At 73.5% G+C, this 16,084-nt stretch carries 7 protein-coding genes; all 7 read left to right on the top strand.

Annotated elements, in window-relative coordinates; translation table 11 throughout:
* Positions 1–15 precede the first annotated feature (15 nt).
* The gene (gene ccrA / locus K304_RS0114100) at positions 16–1,347 is read left to right on the top strand and encodes a crotonyl-CoA carboxylase/reductase (protein ID WP_027764269.1); all 1,332 of its coding nucleotides are present in this window, start codon (positions 16–18) and stop codon (positions 1,345–1,347) included.
* On the top strand, positions 1,347–2,351 hold the full coding sequence (locus K304_RS0114095) for a ketoacyl-ACP synthase III (protein ID WP_027764268.1): 1,005 nt from the start codon (positions 1,347–1,349) through the stop codon (positions 2,349–2,351). Before ccrA ends, K304_RS0114095 begins: the two co-directional genes overlap by 1 nt.
* Positions 2,348–3,301 carry a 3-hydroxybutyryl-CoA dehydrogenase gene (locus K304_RS0114090; RefSeq protein ID WP_078529085.1) on the top strand — a complete coding sequence of 318 codons (954 nt, stop codon included), beginning with the start codon at positions 2,348–2,350 and terminating at the stop codon, positions 3,299–3,301. The genes K304_RS0114095 and K304_RS0114090 overlap by 4 nt, the downstream gene beginning before the upstream one ends.
* A 124-nt stretch (positions 3,302–3,425) precedes the next feature.
* Positions 3,426–4,604, top strand: a complete 1,179-nt coding sequence (locus tag K304_RS0114085) for a macrolide family glycosyltransferase (RefSeq protein WP_037790432.1) — start codon at positions 3,426–3,428, stop codon at positions 4,602–4,604.
* Between the two features lie 236 nt (positions 4,605–4,840).
* Positions 4,841–6,046 carry a cytochrome P450 gene (locus tag K304_RS0114080; RefSeq protein WP_027764265.1) on the top strand — a complete coding sequence of 402 codons (1,206 nt, stop codon included), beginning with the start codon at positions 4,841–4,843 and terminating at the stop codon, positions 6,044–6,046.
* 183 nt (positions 6,047–6,229) lie between these two features.
* Positions 6,230–7,873 (top strand): family 1 glycosylhydrolase, encoded by a 1,644-nt coding sequence (locus K304_RS0114075; protein WP_158687346.1) that lies wholly within the window; start codon positions 6,230–6,232, stop codon positions 7,871–7,873.
* A gap of 200 nt (positions 7,874–8,073) precedes the next feature.
* Positions 8,074–16,084 (top strand): type I polyketide synthase (locus K304_RS31710; RefSeq protein WP_051308446.1); only part of this gene is annotated, 8,011 nt, incomplete at its 3' end.

The raw sequence follows: 16,084 nt of genomic DNA, 5'->3' as shown, positions 1-16,084 counted from the left end.
GAAGGAGAGCCTGTCATGGATGCTCTGTCCGAAGCCGTGCGGCGGGGAGCCCCCGCCGAGGAGCTGGCCGCCCTGCCGGTACCCGGCACCTACCTGGCGGCGCACACCCGCGTCGAGGACGTCGACATGTTCCGCGACGTCGAGGACAAGGACGTACGGAAGTCGCTGCGCGTCGGCGACGTGCCGATGCCCGAACTCGCCCCCGACGAGGTGCTGGTCGCCGTCATGGCCAGCTCCGTCAACTACAACACCGTCTGGTCCGGCACCTTCGAGCCGCTGCCGACCTTCGACTTCCTCAAGGCGTACGGCAGGCGCGGGCGCTGGGAGGCGCGGCACGACCAGCCGTACCACGTGCTCGGCTCCGACGCCTCCGGCGTGATCGTCCGGGTCGGCGAGGGCGTGCGGCGCTGGCGCGTCGGCGACCACGTCGGCGTCAGCCCCATCCAGGTCGACGACCAGGAGCCCGCCACCCAGCACGACGGCATGCTCGGCGAAGGCCAGAAGGCCTGGGGGTACGAGACCAACTTCGGCGGACTCGCCCACTACGCCGCGGTCCGCGCCAGCCAGCTCGTCCGCAAGCCCGCCCACCTGACCTGGGAGGAGGCCGCCTCCACCACCGCCTGCGCCGGCACCGCCTACCGCATGCTGGTCAGCGACCGCGGCGCGCAGATGAAGCAGGGCGACGTCGTCCTCATCTGGGGCGCGGCCGGCGGCCTCGGCGTGTACGCGGTGCAGCTCGTCAAGCACGGCGGCGGCATCCCCGTCGGCGTGGTCGGCTCGGAGGAGAAGGCCGAACTGCTCCGCCGAATGGGCTGCGACGTGGTGATCAACCGCGCCGAACTCGGCATCGGCGAGGACGACGGCACCGACCCCGCCCAGGTCGTCGAGGCCGGAAAACGACTCGGGAAGATCATCCGACGGGAGACCGGCGAGGACCCGCACATCGTGTTCGACTACGTCGGCCAGGCGACGTTCGGCATCTCCATGTTCGTGCTGCGCCGCGGCGGGGCCATCGTCACCTGCGGTTCCAGCACCGGCTACCACCACCGCTACGACAACCGCTACCTGTGGATGAAGCTCAAGCGGGTCCTCGGCTGCCACGCCGCCAACCTCCAGGAGCAGTGGGAGAGCAACCGCCTCATCGACATGGGCCGAATCCATCCCATGCTCTCGCGCGTCTACCCGCTGGAGGAGATCGGCGAGGCGGGCCGCCTCGTGCAGGAGAACGGCCACGTCGGCAAGGTCGGCGTGCTCTGCCTCGCTCCCGAGGAGGGCCTCGGCGTCACCGACCCCGGCAAGCGCGCCCGCGTCGGCGAGGAGCGCCTCAACCTGCTGCGGGAACACTGATGTCCGGCCGCCCGATCGGGGTGCTCGGCACCGGTTCCGACGTGCCGGACCAGGAGGTGACCAACGACGACCTCGCCACCCGCTTCGACGTCACCGCCGAGTGGATCGCCCGCAAGACGCGCATCCTGACCCGGCGCCACCTCGCCGACGGGCAGAAGCCGTCCGGGCTGGCGCTGCGGGCCGCGGAACGGGCACTGGAGGCGGCCGGTGTCGGCGCCGACGCCATCGACGTCCTGATCGTCGCCACCACCACCGGCGACAGTCCGCTGCCCCCGCTGTCCTGTCTGGTCCAGGCCGGCCTGGGTGCCCGGCGGGCGGCCTGCTTCGACCTCAACATCGGCTGCAGCGGCTTCGTGCACGGCCTCGCCGTGGCGCACGCGATGCTCGCCGCACGTCCCGGCGGCCATGCCCTGGTGGTGGGCGCCGACGCCTGGTCGCGCTTCACCGACCCCCAGGACCGCAGCACCGCCGTGCTGCTCGCCGACGGCGCCGGAGCGGCCGTCCTCGGGAACGTGCCCGCACCGTACGGAATCCTCGACTCCGACCTCGTCGGGCACGGCGACCGGGCGGAGCTGCTGGTCGTCGAGGCCGGCGGCGGCGCTCTCCCCGCCTCGCACCGCACCGTGGACGAGCGCCGCCACTTCCTGCGCATGGACGGCCGCGCCGTCACCGAGTTCGTCCTCGGCCAGGTGCCGCCCTCGGTCAAGGAACTGCTCGGCCGGTCCGGCGTACGACCCGAGGAGGTCGCGCACTTCGTCCCCCATCAGGCCAACGGCGTTCTGCTGGGCCGGCTCGCCGAGGACATGGGCCTGGACGGGGCGCGCGTCCACACCACGCTGGAGCACTACGGCAACTCCGGGGCGGCGTCCCAGCCCGTGACGCTCGACCACGCCGCGCGTTCCGGGGCCCTGCGGGACGGCGACCTCGTCCTGCTGTCGGGGTTCGGCGGTGGCATGGCCGTGGGCAACAGCCTGCTGCGCTGGCACGAGAGGAGCACCTCATGACCGCGACGACCGTGGCGCACACCGGGAACCCCCCACCCGCCGGGGCCCACGGCCCCCTCCCGGCGAGCAGCCCGGCGCTCGCCGAACGCCCCGCGCCCGTCGAGCGCGTCGGTGTCGTGGGCTGCGGCGTGATGGGGTCCGGCCTGGCGGAAGCCTGCGCCCGGCCCGGCATCGACGTGCTGGTGGCCGTCTCCTCGGAACGCTCCGGGACCGCCGGCCGCTCCCGCATCCGGGCCTCCCTGGACCGGGCCGTCGACAAGGGCCGGCTCACCGGCACCCAGCGCGACGAGCGCCTGGACCGCATCTCCTTCACCCGCGACCTCGCGGACTTCGCCGACCGGCAGCTCGTCGTCGAGGCGGTCACCGAGGACGAGCCGACCAAGCTGAAGCTGTTCGCGCAGCTCGACACGGTGGTCCGGGACGACGCCGCGGTGCTGGCGTCCAACACCTCTTCCCTGCCCGTCGCGAAGCTCGCCCGCGCCGCGGACCGTCCCGGACGCGTGCTCGGCATGCACTTCTTCAACCCGGTGCCCGTGCTGTCACTGGTGGAGATCACCCCGTCGCTGCTGACCGACGACCGGGTCACCGCACGCGCCGAGGCGTTCGTGACCGACGTGCTCGGCAAGGAGGTCGTCCGCAGCAAGGACCGGCCGGGGTTCGTCGTGAACGCGCTACTGGTCCCCTACCTGCTGTCCGCGGTCAGGATGCTGGAATCCGGCCACGCGACCGCCGAGGACATCGACCGCGGCATGGTGCTCGGCTGCGCCCACCCGATGGGACCGCTGCGCCTGGCCGACCTGATCGGCCTCGACACCCTCGCGGCGGTGGCCGCCGGGCTGTACGAGGAGACCAAGGAGCCGCTCTACTCCGCTCCGGTGCTGCTGTCCCGCATGGTCGACGGCGGCCTTTACGGAAAGAAGAGCGGAAGGGGATTCTACAGATACCGGTGAAGGGCCGCGGAACGACGGTCGTGAATGGCCTGAAACAACAGAACGAGTGGACGCGGGAGTTCGGCGAAGTTAGCGTCGTCGCGCTTCGGCCCGCGTGCACGGAATCGATGAACTAGGAGAGTCCATGGCTCACATCGCGTTTTTCAACTTCCCGGCGATCGGTCACGTGAATCCGACGCTCGGGCTGGTGGAGGAACTCGTGCGGCGCGGCCACCGTGTGACCGGCACCGCCACCGACCACTTCGTGCCGGCGATCGAGGCGACCGGAGCCGAAGCCGTACGCTACGACTCGATCTTCGGCGAGTTCTACCGCAGCCCCTACACCGCCGAAGCCCTCGAGGGCGAGGGCCTCCGGTGTCTCGACGAGGCGACCTCGCTGGTCGAGCAGGTCGAGGAGCGCTACCGGGACGACCGGCCGGACCTCATCGTGCACGACTTCATGGCCTGGGGCGCCCGCTTCTACGCGGCCAAGCACGACATCCCCACCGTCCGGCTCTGGCCCACCTACGGCGTTCACGAGAAGTTCAGCGTCCAGGACAAGTACCCGCTGACGCAGAACACCGACCCCAAGGTCGTGGAAATGTTCGGGAAGATCGCCGAGGTGCTTCCCACGTTCGGCCTTCCGGCAGACCCGATGGCGTTCTTCCCGGACGTGGCGAAGCACAACATCATCTTCCTGCCCCGCGAATTCCACTACGAGGGCGACAGCTTCGACGAGCGCTTCACGTTCGCCGGTCCCTGCCTGAACGACCGCAGCGCCTACCAGGGGAAGTGGCAGCCGGCCTCCACCGAGCGTCCGGTGATGCTCATCTCCCTCGGCACCGCCGCGACCGGCTGGCCGGAGTTCTTCTCCATGGCCGTCGAAGCCTTCGGCGACTCCGAGTGGGACGTGGTCATGGCGGTCGGCGACCACGTCGACGCCGCCGACCTCCCCGCCGTCCCGGCCAACTTCACCGTCGACCGGCACGTGCCGCAGCTCGAAGTCCTGGAGCACGCCTCGCTGTTCATCACGCACGGCGGCATGAACAGCACCATGGAGTCGCTGTACTACGGCGTCCCGATGGTCGTCGTGCCGCAGATGAACGAGCAGAAGGCCAACGGCATGCGCGTCCAGGAGCTCGGCCTCGGCCGTCACCTCGGCACCGACGAGACCACCGTCGAGACGCTCCGCGGCACGGTCTCCGACGTGGCGGGCAGCTCCGAGACCAAGCAGAACGTCGCCCGCATGCAGGAGGCGATCCGGGGCGTCGACGGCCCCCGGGTCGCCGCCGACACCGTCGAGGCCCGCCTCGGCCTCGGCTGACACCCGCGCCACCCCCCACCCGGCCCGTGCTCCCGGCCCCTCCGCCGCGGGCACGGGCCCGCGCGTGCCCGGGCCCGCCACGCGCCCCCCTGTCACCCTCGGGCCGGCCACGCGCCCGCCTGCCGGCTGCCGCGTCCGGGTGCCGCGTCCGCCCGGCGAGACGTCCTCGAGCGTCCCTCCAGAGCCCGTCACGACAGTGTGAGGCCGACCGACCACGTCACGGCTCAGGAGAGACGATGCCCCACACCGTTTCCGAACCGATCCGGCTGCCCACCGAACGCCCCTCCGCGCTCGGCCTCCCGACCGAGCTCGCCCTGCTGCGCCGGGAGAACTCGCTGACGCCGCTGGCGTTCCCCGACGGACACGTCGGCCGGCTGGTCACCGACTACGCGACGGCGCGCTCGGTCCTGGCCGACTCCCGCTTCAGCGCCCGCCAGGAGCTGCACCATCACGCCCCGTGGGACCACCCGTTCGGCAAGGAACCGATCGCTCCGGCCCAGCCCGGCCTGTTCATCGGCATGGACCCGCCGGAGCACACCCGCTACCGCAAGCTCCTCGCCGGACAGTTCACCGCCCGCCGGGTCAAGCAGCTCGTGCCGCGCATCGAGGAGATCGTCGAGAACCGCCTCGACGCCCTGGAGGCGGCCGGGCGCGGCGTCGACCTGGTCGAGGAGTTCGCCGTCCCCATCCCCACGATGATGATCTGCGAACTGCTCGGCATCCCCTACGGCGACCGCGACCTCTTCCGGCACGAGACGGAGACCTTCTTCAGCCTCGACTCCAGCCGGGAGGAGGCCGACGGGGCCTACCGCAACCTGTACGAGTTCCTCCGCGAACTGGTGCCGCACAAGCGCGCCCAGGGTGGCGACGACCTGCTGTGCGGTCTCATCGAGGGGGACGAGCTGACCGACGAGGAGATCGCGGTGGTCGCGCTCGTCGTCCTGATCGCCGGCCACGAGACCACCTCCAACATGCTCAGCCTCGGGGCCTTCGCCCTGCTGAACAACCCCGAACAGCTCGCCGCGCTGCGCGACGACCCGTCGCTGGCCGAGGGCGCCGTCGAGGAGATGCTGCGCTACCTGCCGCTGTCCGAGACCGGCGTGATGCGTACCGCACTGGCCGACGTCGACCTGCCGGGCGGCACCGTGCGCGAGGGTGAGTGCCTGGTGCTCCAGGTGTCCGCGGCCAACCGCGACCCCGAACGCTTCGAGGGCGACCCCGAACGCCTCGACGTGCGGCGCAAGGCCACCGGACACCTCGCCTTCGGCCACGGCGTCCACCAGTGCCTCGGCGCCCAGCTGGCCCGCGTCGAACTGCAGATCGCCTACCCGGCGCTGCTGCGCCGCTTCCCGGGACTGCGGCTGGCCGTACCCGCCGACGAGGTACCGCTGCGCAGCGACATGGCCATCTACGGAGTCCACCGGATGCCCGTGACCTGGTGAACCGCGCCCGCGCGCCGCCGACCGGCGCCCGGGCAGTTCCCGGGACGCGGCGAGAGCCCGGTGGACAGGGCGCCCGGTGGACATGCATTCGAGTCGCCTTCGAGGCCGCCCGACCATCGTGACCGGACGGGCGGCCGCCGTGCGGCACGTCCGGTCCCTTCCGTCAACGGACTGGAAAGCATCGTGAAGAGACTGATTGGGGCCGCGGCCGTGCTCCTGACGCTCGGCGTGCTGGCCCCCGTGGCCCTCGCCGGCGACGCGTCGGAGCAGGGCCGCGGCGGACCGCGCGTCCTGAAGTTCCCCGGGATCGGCTCGCCCTCGCAGCCGTCCGGCGAGGGCTCGTTCCGCTTCGGCGTGTCGAGTTCGGCCACCCAGATCGAGGACCGCAACCCGCACACCGACTGGTACACGTGGACGCAGCCCGCCGAAGACGGCGGCATGGGCAAGAGCCCGTTCGTGGGCGACGCCGTCGACGGCTACAGCCTCGCCCTGGAGGACATCGAACTGCTCGACGAACTCAACGTCGACTCCTACCGGTTCGGTATCGAGTGGGCGCGGGTCGAGCCCCGCCGCGGCCACATCGACGAGGCCGCCCTCGACCACTACGGCGCGCTCATCGACGCCCTGCGGGACCGCGGCATCCGCCCGGTCGTCACCGTCCACCACTTCGCCAACCCGGTGTGGGTCGACGACCCTGCGGACAGCGCCTGCCCGGGCGGCCCCTCCGACACCAACCTGTGCGGACTCGACCACCCCGAGGGCGGCCCGATGGTCGTGCGAGAGATGGCCGAACACGCCGCACTCCTCGCCGACCGCTTCGGCGACCGCGTCGACGAATGGCTCACCCTCAACGAGCCCATGGTCTACATGATGTTCGCCCACGCCTTCGGCGCCGGCCCGCCCGGCAAGTCGCACCTCAACCCCGAGGACTTCTCCGACCGCTTCGTGCCCGCGGTCCGCACCTACATCTCCGCGCACGCGGCCATGTACGAGGCGATCAAGAAGGCCGACCCCGACTCCAGCGTCGGCCTCACCCTCAGCGTCAAGCAGTACGTGGCCGTGCGCGACGGCGAGATCAGCACCGAACCCCGCGACATCGCGGCCCGCGACCGCTTCCGCCGGTTCTTCGAACTGGGCTTCCTCGACGCCCTCCGCACCGGCACCTTCGACGCCGACTACGACGGCAAGCCCGACGAGCGGCACCCCGAGTGGCGCGACACCCTCGACTGGCTGGGCATCCAGCTCTACGACCGCACCGGCGTCTCCGCCTCGGGCCCCGAGCCCGGCCCCAACACGCTGCCCGTCATCGACGTCGACGTGTGCGGCACCGAGCCCTGCTACCCGGCTCTCGACCCCAGCTACTTCGTGCCGGACATGGGCTACGAGTCGGACCCGCACGGCCTGTACCCGGTCCTGATGGACTACCACGAGCGCTACCCCGGACTGCCATTGGTCGTCACCGAGTCGGGCATCGCCTCCGACTCCGGCGAGCGCCGCGCCGAGTTCGTCGTCCGCGCCCTGGAGTCCGTCCACAAGGCGCGCGCCCACGGCGCCGACGTCCGCGGCTACTACCACTGGAGCCTGCTGGACAACTTCGAGTGGCTGCACGGCTACGGCGCGCGGTTCGGCCTCTACACCGTGGACCGCAGCACGATGGAACGCACCCCCAGCGAGGCCGTCCGCGTCTACGCGAAGATCGCCGGGAAGCGGAAGGTGACACCCGCGCTGCGCCGCGAGTACGGCGGCGACGGGCCGCTGAGCCCGGAGCCGGGAGACCCGCCCGCCGGCCAAGCCCGCGACGCGGCGACATCCGGCAGACGCGGCTGACGCGACCGGCCGCGCACACCGGTACTCGAGCGGTCCTCCAGAACACCGGCGGACGTTGGGACCGGGATTACGCACGGGCTCCAGCCGGCCGCCGAGCGCGGAACCGGTGACGCCGGTCCCCGCCCCACCCGGGGGCCGCCCGCACGGGCGGCCCCCGGCCACTCGCCGGCGGGGCTCCACGACCCGAGAAGGATGCGCAGATGAGCGACGCCCAGGTGAACAGCGACACCGGCGCCACCCGGCCCACCGCCCACGACGTCGCCGCCTGGCTGCGCGGCGCCGTCGCCGAACTGCTCGGCACCGCACCGCAGGCGGTGGCCGCCGACCGCCCGCTGCGCGAACTCGGCCTCGCATCACTGCAGATCGTCACGCTCGCCGAGCGGCTCTCCGAACGCCTCGGCCGCCCCGTCCCCGGCTGGACCGTCTGGCAGCACCCCACCGTCAACGCTCTCGCCCACCACGTCACCGGCGACCCCGCACCGTCCTCCGGCACCGCACCCGCCGCCCCCGCCGGCCGCAGCGGGCACCAGGAGGAACCGGTCGCCGTCGTCGGCCTCGGCTGCCGGCTGCCCGGCGGCGTCGAGACCCCCGAAGCGCTCTGGCAGAGCCTCCTCGACGGCGTCGACGCGATCCGGAACGTCCCCGCCGACCGCTGGAACGCCCGCGCCTGGCTCGACCCGGACCCCCGCACCCCTGGCAGGACCACCACCCGCCGGGGCGGATTCCTCGACGACGTCGCCCACTTCGACGCCGACCTGTTCCACATCTCGCCCACCGAGGCCCGGCACATGGACCCGCAGCAGCGCATGGCACTCGAGGTCGCCTGGGCCGCGCTGGAGGACGCACGCATCGCCCCCGGCGGTCTGGCCGGAACCCGCACCGGGGTGTTCTTCGGGACGATGGCGCAGGAGTACCACCTCGCCACCGGCGCCGACCCGGAGTCCATCGGCTCGCACTCCGCCACCGGCTGGGACAACTCCGTCATCCCCGCGCGCATCGCCTACACCCTCGGCCTCCAGGGACCGGCCATCGCCGCCGCCACCGCCTGCAGTTCCTCGCTCACGGCCACCCACCTCGCCGTCCAGAGCCTGCGGCGCGGCGAGAGCGACCTCGTCCTCGCCGGCGGGGTCAACGTCATGCTGCACCCGCACACCACGGTCGCGATGACCAAGTTCGGCGGCCTGAACCCGGACGGCCAGTGCCGCGCCTTCGACGCCGGAGCCGCCGGCTACGTCCGCGGCGAGGGCTGCGGCGCCGTCGTCCTGCGCCGCCTGTCCGACGCCCTGGCCGCCGGCGACCGCGTCTACGCCGTGATCCGCGGCACCGCCGTCAACAACGACGGCGCGTCCAACGGCCTCACCGCCCCCAACCCCCGCGCCCAGGTCGACGTGGTCCGCGCCGCCTGGCGTGACGCGGGAGTCGACCCGCGGGAGGTGTCCTACGTCGAGGCGCACGGCACCGGCACGCCGCTGGGCGACCCGGTGGAGGCCGAAGCCCTCGGAGCGGTGTTCGCCGACGGCCGCACCGAACCCCTCCGCATCGGCTCGGCGAAGACCAACTTCGGCCACCTGGAACCCGCCGCCGGCGTCCTCGGCCTGCTCAAGACGGCTCTCGCGCTGCACCACGGCGTCCTCCCCGCCAGCCTCCACTTCGACCAGCCCAGCCCGCACATCGACTTCGCCCGCCACCGTCTCCGCGTCACCGACGAGGCCGCCCCCTGGCCGGACGCCGCCCGGCGCTACGCGGGCGTCAGCAGCTTCGGCTTCGGCGGCACCAACGCCCACGTCGCCCTCGCCGAGGCCCCCGGCCGCGACCGCCTCCTCGTGCCGCTGGCGGCCGCCGACGAGGAGACGCTGCTCGCTGCCGCGGCCGCACTCGCACCGGACGACACCCCGGGCGCCGCGGACACGGACGACACCCCGGGCGCCCACCGGGCCGTCGCCGCGCTCGTCCCCGGCGCCGCCCCCGAACTCGTCGCCGGCCCCACCCGCGCCGACGCGCGCCCCCACCTCGCGTTCTGCTTCTCGGGCCACGGCTCCCAGTGGCTCGGCATGGGCCGCGACCTGCTCCACGAACCCGACTTCCGTGCCGCGCTCGACGCCTGCGACGACGCCGTGCGCCGGTGCACCGGCTGGTCCGTCACCGAGGAACTGCTCGCCGGACCGGAAGACTCCCGGCTGCACCGCACCGATGTCGTGCAGCCCGTGCTGTTCTCCCTCCAGGTCGCGCTCGCCCGCACCCTGACCGCCTGGGGCGCCGAACCGGACGCCGTCTACGGCCAGAGCATCGGCGAGGTCGCCGCCGCCGTCGTGGCCGGAGCCCTGCCGCTCGACGAGGGAGCCCGCCTCCTCACCACCTGGTCGGCACTCGTCGCCGAACGCGCATCCGGCCGCGGCACCGTCCTCGCCTGCGACCTCACCCCCGACGAGGCCGCAGCCGTCGTCGACGGCGGCGCCGGCGACGTGCGCGTCGCCGGCCACCTGGCACCCGACCAGGTCTGCCTCTCCGGCCCCGTCGACGCCGTCGCCGCCCTGGAGCGCGAACTCTCCGAGAACGGCGTGCGCACCTTCCGCGTCCACATCGACTACGCCTCCCACCACCCGGCGCTGGAAGCACTCGTCCCCGAACTCGAACGCCGCCTCGGCACGCTGCGCACCCGCCCCTCCTCCGTGCCCTTCTGGTCCACGGTGCACGCCGAGGAGACCGCCGGCACCCGCCTCGACGCCGCGTACTGGGCGCGCAACATGTGCGCCCCCATGCTGCTGACGGAGGTCACCGACGCGCTGGCCCGTTCCGCCTCCGCCGCCGGCCGGCCACTGCGCATCGTCGAGGTCGCACCCCACCCCGTCGCACGGCACTCCCTGGAACGTTCCCTGTCCGCCGCCCCGGCCGCCTCCGCCGCGCCGTCGGCGGCATGCCCGCCGTCCGCGCCCCCCGCCGCGGCCGTGCTCGCCACCTGCCACCGCGACCGCCCGGCCCGCCACACCCTCCAGGACGTCGCCGCCGCCCTGTGGTGCGACGGAATCCCCGTGGCCCGGGACGCCCTCCACGGGCGTGCCGCACCGTCCACACTCCGGCCCGCACCGGAACGGCCCCTCGCCCTCACCGTGTCCGGCAGCACCGCACAGGCACGCGCACAGAACGCCGCCCGGCTCGCCGACCGCATCCGTACCGCATACCCCGACGAACTGCCCGACATCGCCTGGACCGCCGCCCGCCGCCGTACCCACGGCCCGCACCGCGCCGCGGTGACCGCCGCCACGGCCGACGAGGCCGTGAACGCGCTGACCGCCCTCGCCGCCGGCCACACCCACCCGGACGTGCGGGAAGGCTCACCCGCCGACGGCGGGCTCGCCGTCCTGTTCACCGGCCAGGGCAGCCAGCGGCCCGGCATGGGCCGCGCGCTCCACGCCCGGCTCCCCGCCTTCCGCGCGGCCTTCGACGAGGTCTGCGCCGCCCTCGACCCCCATCTGCGGAAGCCGCTCACCGCCGTCCTGTTCGACGCCCGGGACGGCGCCGGCGGCGACTCCGTCCACGAGACCGAGTTCACCCAACCCGCCCTGTTCGCACACGAGGTGGCGCTGTACCGGCAGTGGCAGGCCTGGGGCGTGACCCCCGACGCCGTGGCCGGACACTCGGTCGGCGAACTCGTCGCCGCCCACGTCGCGGGCGTGCTGCCGCTCGCCGACGCGGCCCGGCTCGTCGCCGCCCGCGGCCGGCTGATGCAGGCCTGCGAGCGCGGCGGGGCGATGGCCTCCGTGGCCGCATCCGAGAGGGAGGTGCTCGAAGCGTTCGCCGACGTGGACGGCCGGATCTCCGTCGCGGGCGTCAACGGCCCCGCCCAGACGGTCGTCTCCGGCGACTCCGACGCCGTGGACGCCGTCGTCGCACTCTTCGCCTCCCGAGGACGCCGCACCCGGCGCCTCGAGGTCTCCCACGCCTTCCACTCGCCGCACATGGACGCCATGACGGCCGCGTTCGGGGAGGAGGCCGCATCCTGCGACTTCGCCGCCCCCCGCCTGCCCCTGATCTCGACCGTCACCGGCCACGCGCTCACCGCCGCCGAACTCGCCGACCCCGCCTACTGGACACGCCAGGCCCGCGACGCGGTCCGCTTCCACGACGCTCTGCTGACCCTGGAGAGCACCGGCGTCACCCGCTACCTGGAATGCGGGCCGTCCGGTGCGCTGTCCGCGGCCGGCGCCACCTGCCTCGACGCACCCGCCGTCTTCGTGCCGTCGCAGCGCACCCCGCGGGCCGCGGCGGACCGGGCGGACGAGCGGCCCGGCGTGGACGAGGTGCGCGACCTCGTCCGCGCACTGGGCGCACTCCACGTGGCAGGCCAGGACGCGGACTGGGAACGCGTCCTGCCCGGCGCCCGGCCCGTCGATCTGCCCACCTACGCCTTCCAGCGGGAACGCTACTGGCTCGACGCCACCCGCCCCGGCACACGGCACCACGAACGCTCCCGCGCCGAGGACTCCTTCTGGGAGGCCGTCACCGACGGCAGCACCGACCGCGTCGCCGCACTCCTCGGCACCGACGACCCCGCCGCCGTCACCGCCCTGCTGCCCCACCTCGCCTCCTGGCGGTCCCGACAGGACCGGGCCCACGACGTGTCCGCGCTGCACTACGAGGAATCCTGGGAGCCCCGGCCCACGCCCCGCACCACCCCCGCCCTGCACGGCCACTGGCTGCTCGCGGCGCCCACCGCCGCCGCTGCGTACGCCGAACGACTCGCCGGCGCGCTGGCCGACGCCGGGGCCACCGCTCACCTCCTGCCCACCGACGACGCCGACCGTGCCGCCTGCGCCGCACTCCTCCGCGCCCACACCGACGCCCACGGAGAACCCCCCGCCGGCGTCCTCTCCCTCGCCGCCCTCGACACCGCCCCGCACCCCGACCAGCCCACGCTGACGCACGGCACCGTCCAGAATCTCGCACTCGTGCAGGCCCTCGCCGACGCCGGCGTACGCGCCCCGCTGTGGCTCCTCACCCGCGGCGCCGTCGCCGTCGACGCGGCCGACACCGCCCCCGACCCGCAACAGGCCCTCACCTGGGGCCTCGGCCACGTCGCCGCCCTCGAACACCCCTCCTCCCGCGGCGGCCTCCTCGACCTCCCCGCCGCCGAGGACACCGGCCGCCCCGACCCCGGCACCACCCGGCAGCTCCTCGGCACCCTCGCCGCACACGGCGGTCCCGACGCCGAGGAACACGTCGCCCTGCGCCCCGACGGCCGGCACGTCCGCCGGCTGCGCCGCGCGGAACCCCGGCCGAGCACCCGCCACTGGACACCGGCAGGCACCGTGCTGATCACCGGCGGCAGCGGCGCCCTCGCCGCCCACCTCGCCCGGCACCTCGCCGAACGCGGAGCCGAACACCTCGTCCTCGCCTCACGACGCGGACCCGACGCCCCCGCATCAGCCGAACTCGCCGACGAGATACGGGCGACCGGCACCCGCGTCACCCTCGCCACCTGCGACGTCACCGACCGCGGACAGCTCGCCGACCTCCTCGGCACCCTGGACCGCGACACGTCCCCGCTGCGGGCCGTCTTCCACACCGCCGGCATCCTCGACGACCGCCTCCTGGACCGCACGACCCCCGAGTCCCTGGCCGCCGTCACGGCACCCAAACTCACCGCCGCCACCCACCTCCACGAACTCACCCGCGACCGGGACCTCGACGCCTTCGTCCTCTACACCTCCGTCGTCGGCGTCCTGGGCAACGTCGGCCAGGCCAACTACGCCGCGGCGAACGCCGCGACCGACGCCCTCGCCGCGCGACGCCGCGCCGAAGGACTGCCCGCCACCTCCGTCGCCTGGGGACCCTGGGCCGACGGCGGCATGGCACACGGCACCGCGGAGCACGCGCTGCGCGCCACCGGCCTCGACCCGATGCCCGCCGCACACGCCCTCGACGCACTCGCCGCCGTCCTCGACGCGGCCCTCGCCCCCGCTGCGGACACCCACCCGGACGCCGCCCCGGACCCCGCCCCCACGGGGGGCCGAACGACCGTGCTCGCCGACGTCGACTGGACACGCGCCACCCCCTCCTACGACGCCGGAGGCCGGGAACGCCCCCTCCTGCACCACATTCCCGAAGCACAGGACGCCAGAGACGGCGCCGGACCGGCCGCACACGGCGCCGCCGCGCTCCGCGCCGACCTCACCGACCTCGACGACGACGCCCGCCACGAGCATGTACGCCACCTGCTGGCCGCCGAGGCCGCCACCGTCCTCGGCGCCCGGGACCCGGGAGTGCTCGACCCGGCGCGCGGCTTCAAGGACCTCGGCTTCGACTCGATGATGGCCGTCGACTTCAGCGGACGCGTCCAGCAGCGCACCGGCGTCACCACCCCCAGAACCCTCACCTTCGACCACCCCAACCTGGACGCCGCCACCCGCTGGCTCCTCGACACCCTGCTCCTCCCGGACGCCGGGCCCGACACCCACCACCCCGCCGACGCTCCCGGCACCGGGACCCGCGGCAACGACGAACCCCTGGCCGTCGTCGGCGTCGGACTGCGCATGCCGGGCGACGCCCACGACCTCGACAGCCTCTGGGACGTCCTCGCCGAAGGCAGGGACACCGTGGGGACCGTCCCCGCCGACCGCTTCGACATCGACGCCTACTACGCGGCCGACACCGACGCCGAGGGCAGGACGTACACCCGCCACGGCTCCTTCCTCGACGACGTCGCCGGCTTCGACGCGTCCTTCTTCGGCATCTCGCCACGCGAGGCCGAACCCATGGACCCGCAGCACCGCCTGCTCCTGGAGGCCGCCTGGCACTCCCTCGAACACGCCGGCATCCGCCCGCGCGACCTGCACGGCTCCCGCACGGGCGTCTACGTCGGCGCAGGCGTGGGGGAGTACGGCGCCCACCGGCGCAACGACTCCGCCGACACGTACACGCTGACCGGCAGCCTGCCCAGCTTCAACGCCGGCCGGATCTCCTACCACCTCGGGCTGCAGGGCCCCGTGCTGTCCGTGGACACCGCCTGCTCCTCGTCCCTCGTCGCCCTGCACCTCGCCTGCGAGGCCCTGCGCAACGACGAGTGCGAACTCGCCCTCGCCGGAGGCGTCCAGGTACTCGCCGACCCCGAGTCGTTCGTCGCCCTCAGCCGCTCGCACGCCCTGGCCCCCGACGGCCGCTGCAAGACCTTCTCCGCCGACGCCGACGGATACGGCCGCGGCGAGGGCGTCGGCGTGCTCGCCGTGATGCGGCTGTCCGACGCGATCGCCCAGCAGCGCACGGTGCTCGGCCTCGTCCGGGGTACCGCCGTCAACCACGACGGTGCGAGCAGCGGCATCACCGCCCCCAACGGCACCTCCCAGCAGCAGGTGGTCCGCGCCGCGCTCCGCTCGGCGGGGCTGGCACCCGGCGACATCGACTACGTCGAGTGCCACGGCACGGGTACGTCGCTGGGCGACCCGATCGAAGTGCAGGCACTCGCTGCCGTCTTCGGCGAAGGCCGCACTCCCGGACGGGAGTTGGGCATCGGCTCGGCGAAGTCCGGCATCGGACACCTCGAATCGGCCGCAGGTATCGCCGGCGTGTGCAAGGTCCTGGCCTCCTTCCGTAACGACGCCCTTCCCGCCACCCTGCACAGCAGCCCCCGCAACCCGAACATCGCCTGGGACGAGCTGCCCGTGCGCGTGGTCGACACCCTCGAGCCCTGGAAGCACGACACCGAGGGCCGTCCGCGTCGTGCGGGTGTGTCGTCGTTCGGGTTGAGCGGGACGAATGCGCATGTGGTGTTGGAGGAGTCGCCGGCGGTTCGGGCCGAGGCTCCCGCGGTGGAGACCGATTCCGGAGTGCTGCCCGTCGTGCTGTCGGGGCGTGACGAGGCTGCAGTCCGCGATCAGGCGGGGCGTTGGGCGGCTTGGCTCGGGAGTCGGCCGGGTGTGTCGCTTTCCGATGTGGCGGTGACGGCGGCTCGTCATCGGACGCATTTCGAGCATCGTGCGGTGGTGATGGCCGGGTGTTCGTCGGAGTTGGTGGGGGCTTTGCGTGGGCTGGCTGGGGGTGAGTCGCCTTCGGATGTGGTGTCTGGTGTTGCGGCGCGTCGTGGTCGGACGGTGTTTGTGTTTCCGGGTCAGGGTTCGCAGTGGGCGGGGATGGGGCGTGAGCTTCTTGAGTCCAGTGAGGTGTTTGCGGAGGCGGTTGGTGCGTGTGATGCGGTGTTGTTGCCGTTGACGGGTTGGT

The organism is Streptomyces sp. CNS606 (genome assembly GCF_000426325.1).
This window is presented reverse-complemented; position numbering and strand designations above follow the sequence as displayed.